General features: G+C 72.0%; 18 protein-coding genes and 1 pseudogene. 5 read left to right on the top strand and 14 right to left on the bottom strand.

The window, feature by feature from the left end:
- Positions 1-71 precede the first annotated feature (71 nt).
- Positions 72-875, bottom strand: coding sequence for a Cof-type HAD-IIB family hydrolase (locus ABZ806_RS42180; RefSeq protein ID WP_500224774.1), 804 nt, complete (start codon positions 873-875; stop codon positions 72-74).
- A 126-nt stretch (positions 876-1,001) separates the two neighbouring features.
- On the opposite strand from ABZ806_RS42180, the gene ABZ806_RS42175 reads away from it, so the two are divergent.
- A complete protein-coding gene (locus tag ABZ806_RS42175) occupies positions 1,002-1,892 on the top strand; it encodes a tyrosine-protein phosphatase (protein WP_500224771.1) in 891 nt (296 codons plus the stop codon).
- Between the two features lie 54 nt (positions 1,893-1,946).
- Here ABZ806_RS42175 and serS read toward each other — a convergent pair whose 3' ends face one another.
- The 8 genes from serS to ABZ806_RS42135 all read right to left on the bottom strand — a co-directional run bounded on the left by serS (position 1,947) and on the right by ABZ806_RS42135 (position 11,096).
- Positions 1,947-3,206, bottom strand: a complete 1,260-nt coding sequence (gene serS / locus ABZ806_RS42170; protein ID WP_500224768.1) for a serine--tRNA ligase — start codon at positions 3,204-3,206, stop codon at positions 1,947-1,949.
- Between the two features lie 53 nt (positions 3,207-3,259).
- Entirely contained in the window at positions 3,260-4,066 is an 807-nt protein-coding gene (locus ABZ806_RS42165) for a class I SAM-dependent methyltransferase (RefSeq protein WP_500224763.1), read from the bottom strand.
- Positions 4,067-4,080: 14 nt separating this feature from the next.
- The gene (locus ABZ806_RS42160) at positions 4,081-5,718 is read right to left on the bottom strand and encodes a hypothetical protein (RefSeq protein ID WP_500224758.1); all 1,638 of its coding nucleotides are present in this window, start codon (positions 5,716-5,718) and stop codon (positions 4,081-4,083) included.
- 37 nt (positions 5,719-5,755) lie between these two features.
- Positions 5,756-7,408, bottom strand: a complete 1,653-nt coding sequence (locus tag ABZ806_RS42155) for a hypothetical protein (protein WP_500224753.1) — start codon at positions 7,406-7,408, stop codon at positions 5,756-5,758.
- A 126-nt stretch (positions 7,409-7,534) separates the two neighbouring features.
- Entirely contained in the window at positions 7,535-8,257 is a 723-nt protein-coding gene (locus ABZ806_RS42150; RefSeq protein WP_500224750.1) for a DsbA family oxidoreductase, read from the bottom strand.
- Between the two features lie 57 nt (positions 8,258-8,314).
- Positions 8,315-9,256, bottom strand: a complete 942-nt coding sequence (pheA, locus tag ABZ806_RS42145) for a prephenate dehydratase (RefSeq protein WP_500224748.1) — start codon at positions 9,254-9,256, stop codon at positions 8,315-8,317.
- Positions 9,257-9,339: 83 nt separating this feature from the next.
- Positions 9,340-9,795, bottom strand: a complete 456-nt coding sequence (locus ABZ806_RS42140; RefSeq protein WP_500224779.1) for a DUF4446 family protein — start codon at positions 9,793-9,795, stop codon at positions 9,340-9,342.
- On the bottom strand, positions 9,795-11,096 hold the full coding sequence (locus tag ABZ806_RS42135) for a glycosyltransferase 87 family protein (protein WP_500224745.1): 1,302 nt from the start codon (positions 11,094-11,096) through the stop codon (positions 9,795-9,797). The genes ABZ806_RS42140 and ABZ806_RS42135 overlap by 1 nt, the downstream gene beginning before the upstream one ends.
- 65 nt (positions 11,097-11,161) lie before the next feature.
- Between ABZ806_RS42135 and ABZ806_RS42130 the strand changes: the two genes are divergently transcribed.
- Positions 11,162-13,405: a hypothetical protein gene (locus ABZ806_RS42130; protein WP_500224743.1), complete on the top strand. Its 2,244-nt coding sequence runs from the start codon at positions 11,162-11,164 to the stop codon at positions 13,403-13,405.
- A gap of 529 nt (positions 13,406-13,934) precedes the next feature.
- Here the strand turns inward: ABZ806_RS42130 and mptB are convergent.
- The 3 genes and pseudogenes from mptB to ABZ806_RS42115 all read right to left on the bottom strand — a co-directional run.
- Positions 13,935-14,660: pseudogene (gene mptB, locus ABZ806_RS42125) on the bottom strand (polyprenol phosphomannose-dependent alpha 1,6 mannosyltransferase MptB); the annotation flags it as partial.
- An 83-nt stretch (positions 14,661-14,743) separates the two neighbouring features.
- Positions 14,744-15,475 (bottom strand): glycosyltransferase family 2 protein, encoded by a 732-nt coding sequence (locus ABZ806_RS42120; protein WP_500224739.1) that lies wholly within the window; start codon positions 15,473-15,475, stop codon positions 14,744-14,746.
- A gap of 145 nt (positions 15,476-15,620) precedes the next feature.
- Positions 15,621-15,956, bottom strand: coding sequence for an STAS domain-containing protein (locus ABZ806_RS42115; protein WP_207923771.1), 336 nt, complete (start codon positions 15,954-15,956; stop codon positions 15,621-15,623).
- A 221-nt stretch (positions 15,957-16,177) separates the two neighbouring features.
- Here ABZ806_RS42115 and ABZ806_RS42110 point away from each other — a divergent pair, with 221 nt between their 5' ends.
- Positions 16,178-16,543: a hypothetical protein gene (locus tag ABZ806_RS42110; RefSeq protein ID WP_338071146.1), complete on the top strand. Its 366-nt coding sequence runs from the start codon at positions 16,178-16,180 to the stop codon at positions 16,541-16,543.
- Here ABZ806_RS42110 and ABZ806_RS42105 read toward each other — a convergent pair.
- Together ABZ806_RS42105 and ABZ806_RS42100 are read right to left on the bottom strand one after the other, a co-directional pair.
- Positions 16,540-17,655, bottom strand: coding sequence for a sensor histidine kinase (locus ABZ806_RS42105; RefSeq protein WP_500224734.1), 1,116 nt, complete (start codon positions 17,653-17,655; stop codon positions 16,540-16,542). The genes ABZ806_RS42110 and ABZ806_RS42105 overlap by 4 nt on opposite strands.
- A complete protein-coding gene (locus ABZ806_RS42100) occupies positions 17,652-18,398 on the bottom strand; it encodes a response regulator (RefSeq protein WP_500224730.1) in 747 nt (248 codons plus the stop codon). The genes ABZ806_RS42105 and ABZ806_RS42100 overlap by 4 nt, the downstream gene beginning before the upstream one ends.
- Positions 18,399-18,569: 171 nt before the next feature.
- On the opposite strand from ABZ806_RS42100, the gene ABZ806_RS42095 reads away from it, so the two are divergent.
- Entirely contained in the window at positions 18,570-18,740 is a 171-nt protein-coding gene (locus tag ABZ806_RS42095) for a hypothetical protein (protein ID WP_500224728.1), read from the top strand.
- 85 nt (positions 18,741-18,825) lie between these two features.
- A complete protein-coding gene (locus ABZ806_RS42090; protein WP_500224724.1) occupies positions 18,826-20,382 on the top strand; it encodes a long-chain-fatty-acid--CoA ligase in 1,557 nt (518 codons plus the stop codon).
- The last annotated feature ends 87 nt before the right edge of the window (positions 20,383-20,469 follow it).

The raw sequence follows: 20,469 nt of genomic DNA, 5'->3' as shown, positions 1-20,469 counted from the left end.
GGCCCCCTAGGTTTTGCCCGCCTATTCGTGTCGGGGGGCCCCCCCCCCCGCGGGGGCGGGTGCGGCCGCCGCTAAGGGAACAGGCGTTCCAGGACTTCGGCCACGCCGTCGTCGTCGTTGCTGGACGTCTTGTGCGTCACCGCCGCCAGCACCAGCGGGTGCGCGTTCGCGACGCCGTAGGACGTCCCCGCCCAGGTGAGCATCGGCAGGTCGTTGGGCATGTCGCCGAACGCGGTGACGTCGTCGGCGACGAGCCCGTGCCCGGTGCAGAGCGCGGCGAGCGCGCTGGCCTTGGTGACGCCGAGCGCGCTCATCTCCAGCAGCCCCCGCCCGGACGAGTGCGTCACCGTGACGAGGTCGCCGACCGCCTGCACCGCCTTCTCCGACAGCGTGTCCGGGTCGGCGTCGGGGTGGAAGGCGAGCAGCTTGGTACCGGGCCGCGTGACGAGTTCGTCGGCGTCCACGACGAGCCCGCCGAAGTCCTTGGCGTCCCAGCGGCCGAGCATGTAGCTGCGCTCGAAGTAGAACCCGGTCGGGTGCTCCACCGCGAACCGCAGTTCGGGCGCGATGCCGCGCAGCCGCCCGACGGCCTCCGCGATCACCTCCGGCGGGATCTCCCGGGTCTCCAGGATCGTCTCGGTGTGCAGGTCGTACACGACGGCGCCGTTGGCGCAGATCGCGACGCCGTGGTGGTCGACGGCCGCGGCGATGTCGGTCATCCAGCGCGGCGGCCGGCCGGTGACCATGACGAGCATCGACCCGGCCCGCTCGACCCGGGCCAGGGCCGCGACCGTCCGGGCGGAGATCGTCCCGTCGGAGCGCACGATCGTGCCGTCGAGGTCAGTGGCGATCACGCGCGGCGAAGACTGGGTCATGTCACCTTCCTGGGCAGATGCCACAAACCATAAGCGAAGCCGCCGACACCGCGACCTTGGGCCTGGACTGATCACCCGTTCCGGGTTGAAGATTCTTCACGTTCCTAGTCGCGTGGAAGGTCTTCCATGGTCGCCAGAACCCCCCGACTGGCGTCGGCAGCCCTCGTGGGCGCCCTCGTGCTCAGTCCGCTCACCGTCCCCGTGCAGGCGTCGGCGGCACCCCTCGCCGCGCCCGCCCGCGCAGCCGCCTACGCGTCCGCGTCCGTCCAGGTCGACGGCGCCGTCAACGTCCGCGACGTGGGCGGCTACACGACCGCCGACGGACGCCGTGTGCGGTCCGGCGTCGTCTACCGTTCCGCGTCCCTCAGCGACGTCACGCCCGCCGGCGTCGCCCAGCTCGGACGGCTCGGGCTCACCGCGTCCGTCGACTTCCGTTCCGGCCTCGAAGTGATGCTGGACGGCTCCGACCGACTCCCCTCGGGCGCCGCGCCGGTCGCCGCGCCGATCGACGTCGTCTCGCTCACGCTGCTGGAGTTGATGCCGGACGTCCTCAAGGCGATCCTCGCCGACGACAAGCCCGGCGAGTTCATGGCGCTCACCTACCGAGGCTTCGTCCACGACCCCGCGTCGCGCAAGCAGTTCGCGGACACGCTGCGGCGCATCGCGTCCGGGCAGGGCGCCGTCCTCTACCACTGCACCGAAGGCAAGGACCGGACGGGCGTGATGACCGCCATCCTGCTGAGCCTCCTCGGTGTGGACAAGGCGCAGGTGTACGACGACTATCTGCACTCCAACAAGGAACTCGCCGCCAAGAACGAGAAGGAACTCGCCCAACTCGCCGAGTACGGCATCGACCCGGCGCTCATCGAACCCCTCCTGACCGTCCGCGCGTCCTACCTGGACGCCGCGTTCGACCAGATCCACCGTGACTACGGGACGTTCGACGCGTTCCTCACCCAGGGCCTCGGCATAGACGCCGCCACCCAGCAGACCCTCCGCACGCGCCTCTTGCAGTAGACGCGAACGGGGCCCGTCCCACGGCAGGACGGGCCCCGGCTACGTGAGCGAACGTCAGCGCTTCACCGGCTCCAGGACGTCCAGGCCCAGGAACTTCTGCAGCGCCTCGGGGACGCGCACCGAGCCGTCCGCCTGCTGGTGGTTCTCCAGGATCGCCACCATCCAGCGGGTCGTCGCGAGCGTGCCGTTCAGCGTCGCGACCGGCTGGTTCCTGCCGTCGGCGTCCTTGGACCGCACCGACAGGCGGCGCGCCTGGAACTCGGTGCAGTTCGACGTCGAGGTGACCTCGCGGTAGGTGCTCTGCGTCGGCACCCACGCCTCGCAGTCGTACTTGCGGGCCGCGCTGGAGCCGAGGTCGCCCGCCGCCACGTCGATCACCCGGTACGGGAGCTCGACCTTGGCGAGCATCTCCTTCTCCCAGTCCAGCAGCCGCAGGTGCTCGGCGTGCGCCTCGGCCGGGTCGCAGTAGGAGAACATCTCCACCTTGTCGAACTGGTGGACGCGGATGATGCCGCGGGTGTCCTTGCCGTAGGAGCCGGCCTCGCGGCGGAAGCACGACGACCACGCCACGTACCGCCGCGGCAGCTCGTCGATGATCTCGTTCATGTGGTACGCGGCGAGCGGCACCTCGGACGTCCCGACCAGGTACAGCTCGTCCGCCGGGAGCTGGTACACCTCGGCGGCGTGCGCGCCGAGGAACCCGGTGCCCTCCATCGCCTCCGGCTTCACCAGCACCGGCGGGTACATGGGGACGAACCCGTTCCCGATCGCCGTCTCCATCGCGAGGTTCAGCAGCGCGTACTGGAGCCGCGCGCCGACGCCCGTCAGGTAGTAGAACCGCGCGCCCGACACCTTCGCGCCGCGCTCCATGTCGATGGCGCCGAGGCTCTCGCCGAGTTCGAGGTGGTCCTTCGGCTCGAACTCGAACGCCGTCGGCTCGCCGACGTGCTCCAGGACGACGAAGTCCTGCTCGCCGCCGGGCGGGGCGCCCTCCTCGATGAGGTTCGGGACGCCCTTCAGCACGGCGTCGAGTTCCCCGCCGAGCCGGTCGGCCTCCGCCTCCAGCTCCTTGACCTGCTGCGACAGCTCCTTCGCGCGGGCGAGCAGCGCGTCCCGCTCGTCGCCCTTGGCCTTGGAGACCGACTTGCCGAAACTCTTCTGCTCCGCCCTGAGCTGCTCGAACGACGTCAGCGCCGAGCGGCGCCTCCCGTCCAGGTCGAGCAGCCGGTCGACGACGGCGTCATCCTCACCGCGGGCGCGCTGCGACACGCGCAGCCGCTCCGGATCCTCTCGAAGAGCTCGCAGGTCAATCACAGACCCGAGGCTACCGGTCCGGCCCCGTTTCCCGCGCGCGCATAACCGCGCTTCTACCGGACGCCGCTCGCCAGCAGCGCGTGCGCGGGCAGCGCCACCTTGCCGCCGTCCACCCCGTAGTCGGCGATGATCGTGTCGTAGGCGTCCTTGATCAGGGCGACGGTCTCCGGATCCTGCCGGCCGACGATGACGCCGTTGGTGCCGACCCGTGACAGCGCGCCCGTCTCCCACCACTCCTCCGGGTCGACGACGTGCTCCCAGGTCACCTCCTCGACCGCGACGTCGGTGAGCCCGGCGTCGGCGACCAGCCGCCGGAACGCGACGGCCTCGCCGTACTGGACGAACGGCGACTCGGGGATGTCGTCGGGCCACGCCACCCCGGCCTGCTCGATCGCCTCCCGGACGATCCCGAGGGCCCCGCTGCCCGGCATCACCCAGCAGGACAGCGCCAGCCCCCCGCCGGGCCGCAGCACCCGCCGCAGCTCGCCGATCGCCGCGCCGGGGTCGCCGACGTGGTTGATGACGAAGTTCCCGGCGACCGCGTCGAACGACCCGTCGCCGAACGGCACCTCCGGCAGGACGGCGACCCGCACGTCCAGGCCGGGGACGTTCCGTCCGGCGGTCTCCGCCATGCTCGCCTCGGCGTCCATCGCCGACACCTCGGCGCCGCGCCGCACGGCCTCCCGCGACACGAACCCGGGGCCGGTGCCGACGTCGAGGAAGCGCGTCCCGGCGGTCACTCCGGCCGCGTCCAGCAGCGGACCGACCAGATAACGGGTGAGCCGGGCGAACCCCCGCTCGTACGCGGGGGCCCGCCCGGCCCACAGTTCCCGCTCGTAAAGATCGAAATCCTTGCCCACCAGGGCAGCCTACGTCAGCGCACGTCCACGTAGTCGTCCCGGTAGGTCTTGGCATAGCTGGTCGCGGTGCCGCTGTAGGCACGCCATGTGCCGTCCCTGGACGCCTTGAACCCCTTGCGGAAGGTGCCGTTCTTGTTGGTCTTCTGCGAGCCCATGTAGACCCACTTGGACGAGCCCTTGGGCAGGAAATAGAACTTGATCTTCTTGGACGCGTAGGGCTTCCACTTGTCGGTCTGCCGGTAGAGCGTCCCCATCACGGTGATGGTGCGCCCCTTCTTCACCGGCTCCGGGGCCGCGTTGAAGTCGAAGATCCGCGTGCGGTACCTGACATCGATGTAGTCGGTGCCGCTGACGGACGGCTCGCTGGAGCTGTCCCGGAGGACGACCAGGCGCCAGTACCCGTCGCGGTCGGCGCGGCCCTGGACGTCGAACGTTCCGTCGCGCCAGACACCGACGGCGCCCTTGGCGCTCCACTTCTTCCGGTCGGTGGAGAACTGGAGCTGCACGGACGCGGTCCCTGGGGCACCGACCCAGCGGCCGTCGGCCAGCTTGTTCATCACGCGCCCGTACCCCGTGACCATCTCGCCCTTGCCCACGGGCTCAGGTCCCGCGTTCCCGCCGGTGATGGCCGTCCGGTACGCGACCTCCCGGGGCTGGGCGTGCGCTTCGGACCCGATGTAGAGGTGGTAGTCGTGAGCCTGAACGTCCCGGTCTCTCGCGAACTGCGCCGACCACGTGCCGTCCTCGGTGACGGTCACCTTCGCGCTGTAGTCGCCGGCGGCGTCGGTCGTCGGGGTCGCGACCGTCTTCGCGTCGCCGCCGGTCGCCGGGGCGAACTGGAGGGTGACCTTCTTGCCCGCCACCGGCCCCCAGGCGCCCTGCCGGTCCTCCCGCTCGAGGCGCCCGCTGACGGTGACCTGGTCGCCCACGATCAGGCGGTCGGGCACGCTCACCGTGAGCCGGGTGACAAGCATCCGCATGAAGACCGGAAGCACCGCGCTCGTGGTGGGCCGGTAGAGGAAACCCCCGGTATAGCGGAAGTACGCGTCGCCCGACCAGGTGAAGTCGACGGTTCCCCGTGCCGAGCCGTCCGCTCCGGTGATCGCCGGGTCGGCCCCGTTCCCGCCGGACAGGATCAGCCCGGCGCCCTGCACCGGTGCCAGGTCACCGTCGGCGGTACGGCTCATCAGACGTCCGCTGTAGGTGACCTCGGGGTGGTCGGCGTCCACGACGTTCGGGGTGACCTTGAAGTCGGTGATCACCGTGTCGAGGCCGTTGTCGATCGTGGTGCGCTTCTTGACCAGGAGGGTCCGGTCGGCGTTGGTCAGCTCGATGTCGACCCACCAGCGGCCCTGGCCGACCGCGACCGCGGACTTCGTCCGCCACACGCCGTCCACCGCGGTGCCTTCGACCAGTTCGAAGTCGTCCGCCGTGAGCGTCTCCGCCGGGCCGCCCGGGTACGCGCGCACGACGGCGCGCACCTTCGTGATGTCGATGTTCGAGTCGGCCGTCACCTCGAGCTGCGTCGCGACGCCGGGCGTCAGGACGCGGACGGCGCGCACCCGCAGGTACTGGGCCGCCGCGGTCGCGGGGACGGACGCCAGGGCCAAGGTCGTGATCACGACCGTGAGCAGGGCGACTAAGCGGCGCACGAAACCTCCATGGTCAGGTCCTTCCGGGGGATGGCGATCAGTTCACGTCGACGTAGTCGAGGCGGGACGTGGCTCCCAGGTAGCCGGAGGTCTCCTTGTAGACCAGCTTCCACGTCCCGTCCTCGGACGCCTTGAAGGTCGTGCGGTACCAGCCGTCGGCACCGGTCTGACCCGCCGCCACCTGCCGCCACCCGGCGTCGCCCTTCGGGTCGAAGAACACGTACACGGGCGCGTGCGGCCCGGGACCCTGCACCCCGTTCTTGTCCCGGTGGAGAATCCCCTTGACCGTGATCGTTGCGCCCTTCTTCACGGGCTCGGGCGAGGCGTTGTCGTCGGTCCACCACGTCCGGAACTTGACGTCGACGTGGTCGGCGTTGCTCACCGACGGGATCACGAGGTAGCCGTCGTCATCGGGGACGATCACCCGCCAGTAGCCGTCCACCTGGGCCGGCACGCCGAAGTCGAAGGTGCCCTCGCTGACCGACTGCGTGGCCTTGGTCTGCCACGTCGTCCCGTCGGTGGAGAACTGCAGCCGGGCCGTGGCGGCGGTCGCGGGCGCCGTCGTACCGTCCGCCATCGTGAACAGGACGTTCCCGTACGCCCGCAGGGTGCTGCCCTGGCCGACCGGCTCCGGCGCCGCGTTGAACCCGGTGATGGTGGTCCGGTGCGTGACCTGGCGGATGGTGGCGGGGCCGGCGTTGGACGACACGTAGCCGTAGTAGTCGTCCGGCCGGTTGACCGGGTCGTTCGCGAAGTCGATGTTCCATGCCCCGGCGACGGTGATCAGCGCCTGGAAGCTGTAGTCGCCGTTGGCGTCCGTGACCGGGGTGGCGATCGTGCGCCAGTCCCCGTCGGTCGCGGGGTCGAACTGGAGGTCGAGCTGCTTGCCCGCGAGCGGCCCCCAGGCACCGTCGCGGTCCTGCCGTTCGAGCTTCCCGGTCACCGGCACCCGGTCGCCGACGATCAGCTGCTCCGGCAGGTTCATCGTCAGCCGGGTCTTGAGGCGCTGCTTCGTGACGCGCACCTCCGCACTCTTGGACGGCCGGTAGAGGAAGGCGCCGCCGTACGACAGGGTGGCGTCGGCCGACCTGACGAAGTCGCTGGTGCCCTCGGCGCGGCCGTCCGCGCCGGTGACCGCCGTGGCCTCATGCCCGTCGGATGCCGCGAGGCGCAGCGTGGCCCCCGCCACCGGGCTGAGCGTGCCGTCGGCGGCGCGGCTCATCAGCCGTCCCCGGAAGACGACCGCGGTGTTCTCCGCGTCGACCGTCGTCGGGGTGAGTTCGACGTCGTCGAGCACGGTGTCGAGCCCGTTGTCGATGATCACGCGCTGAGGCCACAGGTGGGTGTCCTCCGTCGTGGTCAGCTCGACGTCCACCCACCAGCGGCCCTGATCGACCGTGACCGCGGACTTCGTCCGCCAGACACCGTCCCGCACCGTCCCTTCGACCAGCTCGAAGTCGTCGACGCTGAGCGTCGTCGGGGAGCCCTTCAGGTACGCGTACACGACGGCGCGCACCTTGGTGATGTCCGCGATGCCTTCGGCCGCCACTTCGATCTGCGTCGTGGCCGCGCCGGGAGACAGGATCCGGACGTCATTGATCCGCGCCGACACGGCGGCGGCCTCCGCCGGCACGGAGGCGAGCGAGAATGTCACGGCGAGGGCCGTCAGCAGGGCGATTAACCGGCGCACCTGGAACCTCCATCGTCAAGTCCATCCAGGGGTCAGCGGACGTGCCACTGATTGCTGGTGTGGAGATGACGTTCAAGATCCACTAGCGGTTTACCGGCTCCGGCCGACCGGACGGTCACATTTGTGTTACCTGGGCGAAGGGTCGTCCTTCGGGACGGCGCAGGTGTCGTCGGTGCACGCGGCATCGTCATCACCGAACGTCGTCAGCGCGGGGTTGGCCTCCGCCCACGCCTTGTCGAGGACCTGCGCGAACGTCTCGGTGGGCTGGGCGCCCGAGACGCCGTAGCGGCGGTCGATGACGAAGAACGGGACGCCGGTCGCGCCGATGTCGCGTGCCGCGCGCTGCTCGGCGTCCACGTCCGAGGCGAACCGGCCGGACGTGAGCACCTCGCGCGCCTCGTCGGCGTCCAGGCCCGCCTCCGCCACGACCTCCACCAGGGAGTCGTGGTCGAAGACCGAGCGGCGGTCGGTGAAGTGGGCCTTGAAGAGGGCCTCGACGACCGCGTCCTGCACGCCGTGCTCCGCCCCGAGGTGGATCAGCCGGTGCGCGTCCTCGGTGTTGCCCGAACGGCCGCCCTCCAGGTGGTACTCCAGGCCCACCCCGGCCGCGCGCTCCACCATCTGCCGGTTCATCTCGACGGCCCGCTCGCGCGTCATGCCGTACTTCTCCGCCAGCATCTCCGCCGTGTCGACGGTCTCGCCGGCGGGGAACGACGGGTCCAGCTGGAACGACCGGTGCACGACCTCTACCCGGTCGCGGTGGTCGAAATTCTCCAGCGCCTTCTCGAAATGCCGCTTCCCGATGTAGCACCAGGGGCAGACGACATCGGACCAGATCTCAACTCGCACGGGGGCACCCTTTCTTCAGTGTCACCCGCATGCAACACGCGCCGGGCCGGTTCTGTTTCAGGACGGGCGGCCGGTGCGAATGGAGGTCAGCCAGGAAGCGGCCTCGGTGAAGTCGGTGTCGCGGGTGCCGCGGCGGATCTCCGGCCGGACGCCGTCGGCGCGCGGGTAGGACCCGACGAAGCGGAGGTCGGCGCAGACGCGGCGCAGGCCCATCATGGCCTCGCCGACGCGGGGGTCGGAGACGTGGCCCTCGAAGTCCATCCAGAACAGGTAGGAGCCGAGGCCGGCGCCGGTCGGACGCGACTGGATCAGCGTCAGGTTGATCCCGCGCACGGAGAACTCGGTCAGGATCTCCAGCAGGGCGCCCGGGTGGTCCTCGCCGATGAACGCGACGACGGTCGTCTTGTCCGTGCCGGTGGGGGCGGGCGGCGGGCCGGGGCGGTGCAGGACGACGAAGCGGGTGACGGCGTCGGCGACGTCGTGGATGTCCTCGGCGAGGACCGACAGCCCGTAGCGGGCGGCGGCGAACGAACCGGCGAGCGCGGCGTCGTAGTGGCCGTCGGCGACGTGCTGGGCGGCCTCCGCGTTGGACGTGGCGGCGCGCCATTCGGCGTGCGGGACGTTCTCCAGCAGCCAGCGGCGGCACTGCGGCTGCGCGATCGGGTGGGACGCGACGGTCTTGATGTCGTCCAGCGCCGTGCCGGGGCGGACGAGCAGAGCGAACGACACCGGCAGGGTGATCTCGCCGACGATCTGGAGGGGCTCGCCGGTGGCCAGCTCGTCCAGCGTGGTGGGGACCGAGCCCTCGACCGAGTTCTCCAGCGCGACGACGGCCGTGTCGGCCTCGCCGTTGCGGAGGGTCTCCAGGACGGCCGGGACGGTCGCGCACGGGACCTGCTCGGCCGCGGCGGCCCCCGGGAGGGTCAGCAGCGCGGCCTCGGTGAACGTGCCCTGCGGACCCAGGTAGGCGTAGCGCGCTGGCCTGTCGTCTGCGGTCACGAGAGTCCCCCGGGGCGAGTGGTGTGTGGAAACACGCCGAGTTTACTTCCCGGCGGGTAAAGCCCGTGCTCCCCCGTGGCGTGTCAGGCGCGGGCGGAGCTGCGGTCGCCGCTGCCGAAGTCGGCGAGCGGGTCGTCCAGCGACACGACCGGGCCCTTGCCGAGCCGGGCCGCGCGCAGCGCGTGGCTCTCCTCGGGGGAGAGCGTCTCGACCGAGTGCCCGGCCTGGACGGCCTTGGCGTACGTCCGCGTCTCGGTGCGCCCGTTGATGGAGCTGACGACGACCCCGTCCCCGACCGCGTTGATCAGGGCGAGGGAGAAGGACCGGTGCCCGGACATCTCCTTCAGCGCGTCGTAGTGGACGATGGCGAGGTCGCGCAGCGCTCGCTCGTCGACCGATCCGCTGGCGACCTGGAGCTGGCGCCTGAGCATTTCCCCGCACTCGTCGACGACCTGGTTCACCCGGTTGTGCGCGACCACCGCGATGGACAGCCCCGCAACACCGGCGACCAGGCCCGCTACGGCCACCGCGACTAGCATCACGGGGCGAGCGTACCCACCTCGGCCTTCGGTTGCGAAGGATCCCCCCGTTCTACGTCCGGTTTCACCCTTTTGACCAGCCAGGTTCCGAGCACCGCCATGGCCGCGAGCGCGGCGAGACCGAACGAGTCGCGCAGGACCTGGCCCCCGAATTCCGCCAGTACGGAGTGCTCCGGGCCGATCCAGTTGCGTCCCCACCACGGCAGCGGCCACAGGAACAGGAACCAGGTGCCGAACGCGATCAGACATCTTCGCGTGTCCCGCCCGTCACCGACCAAAGCCCCGATGACCGCGATCATCCAGACAAGGTGGTGGATCCACCCCACCGGGGACAACACGACCGACAGCAGCCCGACGATCGCGACGCCGCCGAGCAGCAGGCTCGACGCGGCGACCGGCTCGGTGGCCGCCAGCTCGTCGGCCGCCAGGGTGACGCGGCGCGCCCACCGGAAGCCGGCCCAGGCGACGATCAGCGCGAGGACGAGCCACACCAGCGTCCGCACCGGGCCCTCGTCGAAGATCCGCGCGACGATCCCGTTGATCGCCTGGTTGGTGGTGCCGTCGACCGCGCCCGTCCGGTCGCCGCCCTGCAGCAGCGCGCCGAACCAGTAGGCGGACGAGTCGGCGGGCAGCAACGCGAACCCGGCGAGCGTCGCCGCGGCGGCGGTGAGGACCGCGTTGACCAGTGCGTCCCGCCGCCCGGTGAGCAGGAAGTAGATGAGGAAGACGCCCGGCACCAGCTTGATCGCGACGGCGAGGCCGATGAGCGCGCCGCGCGGCCAGCGGGGCGTGCGGGCGCAGCAGTCGGCGAGGCACATGGCGAGCAGGAACAGCCCCACCTGCCCGAAGCGGACCTGGTCGCGGACGGGGTCGAGCCAGGCCATCGCGGCGAACAGCACACCCGCGGTGAGCGGCGCCCAGCGGCCGGTCCGGCGGATGAGGTCGCGGAAGGCGTACCAGACCACGATCGCCAGCGAGACGTAGATCAGCACGACCCACGTCCACTGCGCGGCCCGCCAGGGCAGCAGCGTGAACGGGACGGCGAGCGCGGCGGCGAACGGCGGGTAGGTGAACGGCAGCAGCTGCGGCGGCTGCGTGAGGAACTCGTACAGCGGCGCGCCGCGCAGCACCGCGAGGCCGCCCTCCCGGTACACCTCGAGGTCGACGAGCCGCTGGTCGGGCGGGTTGCCGAGCCACCGGGCCACGATCGGCGCGACCGCGAGCACGGCGATGACCGCCCCGGCGCAGCCGAGCAGCCGGCGCAGGCGTCCGTCCCGGGCATCGCCCGCCTGTCGAGCCATCGAACCGTCCACAGCCGCAGGATATGGCCCCTGCACAGTGGTGGGCCTCTTGTAGCCTGATCGCCATGATGCCCCGGGGAACGAAGATCGTTGTGTTCCTCGCGACCCTCGCCGCGGTGCTGACCGGGGTTCTCGGCTGGGCCCCCGCGCAGGCGGCCGCCCCCGCGGACGCCCGCGCGCACGCGGGCGCCGCGGCCACCGGTCGCGTGGTGATCGTCGGGGTGCCGGGGCTCATGTGGAGCGACATCACCCGGGAGGGCACCCCCGCGCTGTGGGGCCTGGCGGGGGACGGGGCGGCGGCGGGCCTCAGCGTCCGGACGACCCGCGTCAACACCTGCCCCACCGACGGCTGGCTGTCGGTATCGGCGGGGCAGCGGTCGCGGCTGCCGCACGGCGACTGCGCGCTGCCGGCCGCGCCGATCCTGCCCGGCCAGGACTCCCCCACCGGCCCGCCGCCGCCGGGCGGCGCGATCGCCGCCGGCTGGCCGGCCATCAAGAGCGACAACGCGGGCACCAACTACCACGCCGAGATCGGGCTGCTCGGCGACGCCGTGCAGAAGGCGGGCGGCTGCACGCTGGCGGTCGGCCCCGGCGCGGTGTTCGGCGTCGGCAACGGCGGCGGCCGGGTGGACCGCTACGCCGCCTCCCCCGACAAGGTCACCGCCGCCGACTGGGCGCGCTGCCCGCTCGCGGCGGTCGACGTCGACGACCTGTTCCGCGCGTACATCGACGCGGGCGTCGACCCGCACGGCGACCAGGTCCTGCTGTCGGACGGCAAGCGCGCCGCCGCGGCGGCCGCCGCCGACCGGCGGGTCGCGCAGGTCGTCAAGGGCGTGCCGCAGGGCACGACCATCCTGCTCGCGGGGCTGTCGGACATCGGCACCGTCCCGCATCTGCGCGTCGCCATCGCGGCGGGCGACGGGTACGCGCCGGGCTTCATGACCTCCAGCGCCACCCGGCAGGAGGGCCTGGTCACGCTCACCGACGTCACCGCGACGACGCTGAAGCTGCTCCGGCTGCCGCAGCCGAAGCAGGCCGTCGGCTCGGTGTGGAAGGCGCAGCCGTCGAAGGCGTCCACGCTGGAGCGGGTCGAGGCGCTCGTGGACGAGGACGTCGCCGCGCAGGCGATCCGCAGCGTCCAGACGTCGTTCTACTGGGTGCTGTTCGCGACGCAGCTCGTCCTGTACGGGATCGCGGTGCTCGCGCTGCGGCGCCTCGGCGGCGACCGCCGGTCGCGGGCGCGGATACTGGGCGGCACGCGGGTGATAGCGCTGCTGGGCGGGGCGGCGCCGGGCGCGTCGTTCCTCGCCGGGCTGCTGCCGTGGTGGCGGGCCGAGCATCCGACGCCGGTACTGATCTGCACCGTGCTCGGCTTCGCCGGGCTATTGACGGGCGTGGCGCTCGCCGGCCCGTGGCGGCGCTCGGTGGTCGTCCCCGGCCTGGTGCTCACCGGGGTGACCACCACCGTCCTCGCGCTGGACGTGATGACGGGCTCGAACCTCCAGCTCAACACCCTGATGGGGTACACGGCACTGGTCGCGGGCCGGTTCTACGGCTTCGGCAACCAGGCGTTCTCGCTGTTCGCGGTCGCCGCGATCCTGACGGCGGCGTGGCTGACCGAGTGGCCGCTGCGGCAGGGCCGCAAGGCGGTCGCGGTCGGGATCGTCGCCGTGATCGGAGTGCTCGCCGTCCTGGTGGACGGGCTGCCCGCGTTCGGCAGCGACTTCGGCGGCGTGCTCGCGATCGTCCCGGCGTTCGCGATGCTCGGCCTGATGGTCGCCGGGCAGCGGGTCTCGGCGCCGCGGCTCGGGATCTTCTTCGTGGCGGGCGCCGCGATCGTGCTGTTCATCTCCTACCTGAACGCGCAGAGCGCGAACCCGACCCACCTCGGCCGGTTCTGGCAGGACCTCATGGACGGCGACGCCTGGGGGATCGTCACCCGCAAGTTCAACGCGATGCTGAACAGCCTCGGGTACTGGCCGTACACGCTCGCGGTCGCCGCCGCCGTCGTGTTCCTGTTCTTCGTGCTGGCGCGGCCGACGCGCTGGCGGGTGTCGCTGCTGCAGGGCGCCTACAAGCACAGCCGGTCGATGCGCCCGGCGCTGATCTGCGCGCTGGCCGTCGGCGTCATCGGCACGCTGGTGAACGACTCCGGTGTGGTGATCCTGTCGGTGGCGTTCAGCCTGGCGACCCCGCTGATGCTCGCGGCCGGGCTGCGGTCGCTGGAGATCGACCTGAGGAACGCAGACACGCCGCCACCAGCGCCGTCAGAATCGCGAGGAGCGTCCACGGGATCACCGTCGGCCTGACGACGGTGAACAGCCACTCCAGGTCGTCCGGCAGCCGGATGCGGGCGGGCGCGCGGGCCGGCAGGTAGGCGAGGCTGAGCGCGGCGGTGTGCGCGAGCAGGATCCAGTCGATCCGCGTCCAGGGGAGCAGCGCCAGCAGCGCCCAGCCGAACCCGTCGTACCAGGGCAGCGCGTAGGGGGCGACGAGCAGCCAGGCGAGGACGATCGCGGCGGCGAAGCGCCGCTGCCCCTCCCCCTCCTCCTCGGGCAGCGCCCGGACGAGCAGCAGGAACAGCACCAGCCCGAGCAGCATCGCGCCCGTCTTGATGATGTCGCGCTGCGAGCCCTTGCCGAGCGACTCGTCCAGCAGGTGCCAGGGGGTCGCGAACGACACCATGTTGCTCGCCTCGCGGACCTGGTCGAGCGCGTGCGGCCCGGCGAGCGCGTAGGAGGCCGCCGCGACGGCCACGGCCCCGGCGGCCAGCGCGGCGATGCGGCCGAGCGAGCGCCAGCCGCGCTCGCGGAGCAGCGTGAGGGCGGGTCCGCCGGCGACGAGGGCGGCCGGCAGCTTGATCGCGGCACCGGCCCCGGCGAGGGCGCCGGCGGCCAGCGCCCGCACCCATCCGGCGCGCTGCCCGAACACGGCGAGCGCGGCGACCATGGGGGCGATCGCGAGGACGTCGTTGTGCGCGCCCGCGATCAGGTGGAACAGCACGAGCGGGTTGCACGTCCACAGCAGGGCGGTGCGGAGCCGCCGGTCCTCCGATCTGGACGTCCGGTAGAGGATCAGCGCCGTCACCGCGAACGCGAGCACGTTCGCCACCGACATGACGAACACGGTCAGCCGCACGGAGTCGTCGCCGATCCACGCGGCGAGCGCCTGCTCGCCGGTCGCGATGGGCCCGTACACCGACGGCGTCGTCCGCCACTCCTCCGGGGCCCCGGCGACCGGGTCCCTGGACAGGTCGTCGGCGCTGGTCACGTACGGGTCGTGGCCGGTCGCCGCCATCCGCCCGTAGGAGGCGTAGTTCAGGTGGTCGGTGGACCCGATCGGCGGCATGCACATGAACGCGACCGCCGCCAGCAGCCCGGCGACCACCAGCGGCCGCGCCGGGACGCGCCACCCCTTGCGGACGGCGGCGAAGCACAGCCCGAGCCCGGCGGTGCTCGCGACGATCCCCGCGACCACCAGCCCGATCACCAGGTACGGCGACGGATGGGCGACCAGCGAGTACGGCGGCTGGCCCCGGGAGCCCTCCAGATCCGGCTCGAACACCGACGGGCCCAGCAGGGCGGTGCCGAGGAAGCAGGCGATGCCGACCCCGATGCCCCACAGCCCGCCCGTCCCGAGACGTCGGGTCACGGGCGGCTGCCGCGGATCCGGTGCAGGCGCCGCTCGACCGCCGGTTCGCGGACGGCGAGCGCCCGCGCCACGTCCCGGAACTGGCGGCCGCGGTGCAACTGGGCGCGCCAGTCGGTGCCGGTGGCCCGGTGCGCGAGCGGCACCTCCACCTCCCGCACCCGGAACCCCTGCCGCAGCAGGTCGATGCTGAGCGCCGTCTCCACCCCGAACCCGGCGGCGAGCGGCAGCGCCGCGTCGAACGCGGCGCGGGTGAGGCAGCGCTGGCCGTTGAGCGGGGCGTCCGGCTCCCAGCCGGTGGCGCGGCGGATGCCCTCGCGGGACAGCCGCACCACGAACCCGTGCCCGCCGAGCTTCACGGTCGTGCTGAACACCGCGACCGTCATGTCGGCGTCGCCGGCCCGGACGGGCTGCACGAGCGGCGCGGCGTCGCGGGCGGTGTCGGCGAGGTCGGCGTCGAGGAACAGCAGGTGGCGGGGCTGGTCGCGGCCGTCGTCCAGGAGCCGGGCCGCCTCGGCGCCGGTCTCCATCGCGGCGCCCTTGCCGCGGTTGCGGCTGTGCCGCACGACCCGTGCGCCGGCCTCGCGGGCCACCCGGCCGGTGCCGTCGGAGGAGCCGTCGTCGACCACCACGACCAGGTCGGCGCCGGGCAGTTCCCGCGCGGCCTCGACGGTGGCCGCGATGCGGTCGGCTTCGTCCTTGGCCGGGATGATCACCGCTACGTCCTGCATATCCGCGATGGTAGTCGGGGACGGGCCCGGACGGGCGCGCGGCGCGTCAGGCCACCGCGAACCGTTACCGCCGCGCCCGCGCGGCGACCCCCGAGGTTCACCCCCGCAGGCCGCCACCCGGTCGGTCGATCCGGCCGCCGGCCGGTCAGCCGGCGTCCAGCACCGGGGCCTTCTCCGTGACGGTGAAGACGGTGTCGAGCCCGGTGACCTGCAGGATCCGCCGGACGGCCGGGCGCGGGGCGGCGAGTTCCAGTGCGCCGCCCTGCTCCTTGAGCCGTTTCATGGCCGACAGCAGCACGTTCATGCCCGTCGAGTCGCAGAACTCGACGCCGCTCAGGTCGACCACGATGCGGGTGACCTGCTCGCGGAGCAGGCCCGCGAGAGCCGCCTGCAGCCTGGGTGCGGTGTACAGGTCCAGTTCGCCGGTCGCCGTAACGACGGCGTGACCTCCTTGAGACGCGGTCGAGACGTTTAGCTCCACGTGCGGCACACTATCTCGCGAACGGCGCAGGGGCCAGGCTGTTCGCCAAGTCCCCTGTGGCGTGGGCGTTTCCTGGGCGTGTCGGTGCCTTGCCAGCCCCATACGCTTTGCGAACTACGGAGGGTATTGTCGTGATTTCAGGTCTACGGCGGCCCGGGACCCGCCGCGCGATCTAGGCCGTTCGCGCCGCACGCGGGCCCGGAGTGAGAGAGGCTGAGCGGGTGCAACAGAAGGCCGATCCGAGAGAGACCCGGCTGCGCGAGCGCCTGGAGGCGATCCGGACCCGCTCGGCGAAGTCCAGCTCGTGGCGGACGTCCACCCAGGTGCTGTACAGGCTGGTGAACCGGAGCGGCTTCGTCCCCGTCCGGACGCGGCTGTCCCGCGAGGACCTCGCCTTCCTCGCCGGCGCCCGGGAGGAGGTCATCGCGTTCGCCGACCTCGGCGTCCGGCTGCTCGACCTGCACCGCCCGCAGGAGGCCGGCGGCATCACCAGCGACCCCGACCGGCCCATCCGGCGCTGCCGGGCCTGCATGTCCCGCTGGCCCTGCCCCACCTTCCGCACGATCTCCGACGCCATCGACACCTAGGCCGTGAGGGGGAGGCGGACCTCGAAGCGGCAGCCGGGGCCGTCGTTGGCGACGCCGATCCGCCCGGCGTGCGCCTCCACGATGCCGCGCGCGATCGCGAGGCCGAGGCCCGCGCCGCCGCCCGGGGTGCGGGCCGCCTCGCCGCGGAACGCGACGTCGAACACGCGCGGCAGGTCGTCCTCGGGGATGCCGCCGCACGCGTCGGCCACCGTCACCCGCGCCTCCCCGCCGCTCACCTCGCCGATGATCACGACGGCGCCGTCGCCCGGGGTGTGCCGGATCGCGTTGACGACGAGGTTGCGCAGCGCGCGGCCGAGCTCGCCCGCGTCCACCCGTACCGGCAGCCCCTCGCGGACGTCGCCGCGCAGCGTGACGCCCTTGGCGCGGGCGAGCGCCTCGGCGCCCGCGACCGCCTCCGCGACCAGGTCGGCGAGGCCGACGCGTTCGCGGGACAGGCGCAGCGCCCCCGCGTGGATCCGGGACAGCTCGAACAGGTCGTCCACCATCTCCGCGAGCCGCTCCACCTCCACGCGGATACGGCCGTGGTAGCGCTGGACGGTGTCGTCGTCGGCGACGACCTCGTCCTCCAGGGCCTCCGCCATCGCGCGCAGGCCGGCGAGCGGGGACCGCAGGTCGTGGCTCACCCAGGCGACCAGCTCGCGGCGGCTCGCCTCCAGGGCCTGCTCGCGCTCGTGGGAGGCGGCCAGCCGCGCGTAGGCGGCCGCCAGTTCGCGCGACAGCTCGGCCAGCTCCGCCGGGAGGCGCGCGGCCGGCGGCCGGAACGAGTCCGCCCGGACGGCCTCCACGAGCGTGCGGTTCGCGGCCACCAGGCGGCGCCCCAGCAGCACCGACACCGCCATCGCGACCAGTCCGGCGGACGTCACCACCGCGAGGACGACCGCCCGGTCATGATCGTTCAGGATCATCATGAACGAGATCACGATGATGCCGGAGATCGTCGCCAGCACCGTGGCCACGCCCACCACGATCAGCTGGGTGGCGACCGATCGCCCGCGCAGCGCGTACAGCGCGGCGAGCGCCACCACCGCGACGGTGAACGCGGCGAGCGCCGCGTACCAGATGACCCACAGCAGGTCCTCGAAGGGGATCACAACTCGCCCCCCGCCGCCGCGCGCTCGGCCGCCGCGGGCTCGGCCGGTTCGTAGCGGTAGCCGACGCCCCACACGGTGACGATGCGGCGCGGGGCCGTCGGGTCGTCCTCGACCTTCTCGCGCAGCCGCCGGACGTGGACGGTCACCGTGGAGGAGTCGCCGAACGTCCAGTCCCAGACGCGTTCGAGCAGCTCATCGCGGGTGAACGCGCGCCTCGGGTGGCGCAGCAGGAACGCCAGCAGGTCGAACTCGCGGGACGTGAGCGCCAGCCGCTCGCCGCGCAGCCCCGCCTCGTGCGCGCCGACGTCCACGACGAGGTCGCCGTCGCGCAGCGGCCCGGACGGCCCGGTCGGCACCAGCGCGCCGCGCGCCCGGCGCAGCACCGACCGGACGCGCAGCGCCAGCTCGCGCGGGCTGAACGGCTTCGTCACGTAGTCGTCGGCACCGGTCTCCAGCCCGACGAGCCGGTCGGTCTCCGCGCCGAGCGCCGTCAGCATCACGATGGGGACGGTCGAGGTCTCGCGGAGCCGGCGGCACACCTCCAGGCCGTCCATGCCGGGGAGCATCAGGTCGAGGACGACGAGGTCCGGCGGATGGTCGAGGGCCGTGCGCAGGGCCGTCGGCCCGTCCGCCGCGCGGACCACCTCGTGCCCGTCGCGGGTCAGGTAGCGGGCGACGACGTCCGCCACCACCGGGTCGTCGTCGACCACCAGCACGCGCCCGGAGGGGATCGGGGAGTTCACCCCTCAACGCTACGGTCCCGCCGGCACCGCCCCCGGAATCCGTCACCACCCCGTAAGGACTCCCCTGAGAACACGTCAGGGTAGGGCTACGCCGCTCGGTGGGGGTGCGGGCCGTCCATCATCGTCCCCAAGGGTGATGACCCCCGCAGGGTGGGCGCATACGGTGGAGGCATGGGTAAGACGATCCTGACCATCATCGGCGTGGTGCTCGCGGTATGGCTGGCGATGACCATCATCGGCGCCATCATCTCGATGCTGAAGTTCTTCTTCTTCATCGGACTCGTCGCCGTCGTCGTGGTACTCGCTGTAACCGTCGTGTCGAAGATGTCCAAAAGCCACTAGCAAGCAGCTCATACCCCTTGCGGGGCGTCGCCGGTGACCGCATGATGCCGGATAACCAGGCGGTCATCGGCGAAGGGACATCACCGTGTCGGGTCTGACAGAGGTGCTGCGCGAACGCGCACGTTCACATCCGGATCGCGTCGCGTACATCGCGGGCGATGCCGAGATCACGTTCCGTGACTTCGACCGGCGCGCCGACCAGGTCGCCAACGCGCTCGCGTCGGTGGGCGTGGAGCAGGGCGACCGGGTCGCGATCCTCGACAAGAACTCCCTCGAATACGCCGAGCAGTTGTTCGGCGCGGCGCGCATCGGCGCCGTCCAGGTCCCGGTGAACTACCGGCTGGCGCCCGACGAGGTCGCCTACATCGTCAACAACGCGCAGGCCAAGGTCTTCATCGTCGGGCCCGAGTTCGTCCCCGTCCTGGACGCGATCGCCGGGAAGCTGGAGCACACCGCCCAGATGGTGGTCATCGGCGGCTCCGGCCACGCCTACCAGGACTACGCCGCCTGGGTCGACGGGGCGCCCGAGACCCCGCCCGACCACGTGCCCGACACCGCGGACGTGTTCGTCCAGCTCTACTCGTCCGGGACGACGGGGCTGCCCAAGGGCGTCATGCTGACGCACGACAACTTCCTCGCCGCGCTGAGCGTGACCACCGACGTGTGGGACATCGACGAGTCGTCCGTCCTGATGGTCGCGATGCCGATGTACCACGTGGCGGGCAACGTCCTCACGGTCTCCGCCATCTACAACACGATCACGGGCGTCATCGCGCGCGAGCCCGACCCGACCGTGATCGCGCGGGACATCGAGCGGCACCGCGTCACGCACATCTTTCTCGTCCCGGTCCTGCTGCAGTTCATGCAGCTGATCCCCGAGGTCGGCGAATGCGACATGTCCAGCCTCCGGCTGATGCTGTACGGGGCGTCCCCGATCAGCGAGGACGTGCTGCGCGGCGCCATGCGGATGCTGCCGGGCACTGAGTTCATGCAGGTGTACGGGCTGACGGAGGTCACCGGCGCGATCACGATGCTGCCCGCCGCCGACCACGACCCGGACGGCCCGAACACGCACCGGCTGCGCAGCGCGGGCCTCGCCAACGCCACCACGACCCTGAAGATCGTCGACCCGGCCACCGGCGAGGAGGTGCCCGCCGGGCAGGTCGGCGAGATCCTCTGCAGGACCCCGCAGAACATGAAGGGGTACTGGGGGATGCCGGACGCGACCGCCACCGCGCTGGACGACGACAACTGGTTCCGCACCGGCGACGCGGGCTACCTCGACGAGGACGGCTACCTCTTCATCCACGACCGCGTCAAGGACATGATCATCTCGGGCGGGGAGAACATCTACCCGGCCGAGGTCGAGAACGTCCTGATGGGCCACCCGGACGTCTCCGACTGCGCCGTCATCGGCGTCCCGTCCGAGCGCTGGGGCGAGACGCCGAAGGCCCTGGTCGTCCTCACCTCGGACGTGTCCGAGCAGGACCTCATCGACTACTGCCGCGAGCACCTGGCCCACTTCAAGTGCCCGAGCTCGATCGAGCGCCGCGACGAGATCCCCCGCAACCCCACCGGCAAGATCCTCAAGCGCGAACTCCGCGCCCCCTACTGGCAGGACAAGGACCGAGCCGTCCACTAGCCCACCCCGTTGATCTGCGGCGTGTTGTTGTTATGAGCACGGGACGCGTCTCGATGCCGAGCCCCCTCGCCTCCCGGTACTCGGCCA

The sequence above is a fragment of the Spirillospora sp. NPDC047418 genome, from assembly GCF_040643275.1.
In the GTDB taxonomy this organism is placed as follows: Bacteria; Actinomycetota; Actinomycetes; order Streptosporangiales; family Streptosporangiaceae; genus Spirillospora.
This window is presented reverse-complemented; position numbering and strand designations above follow the sequence as displayed.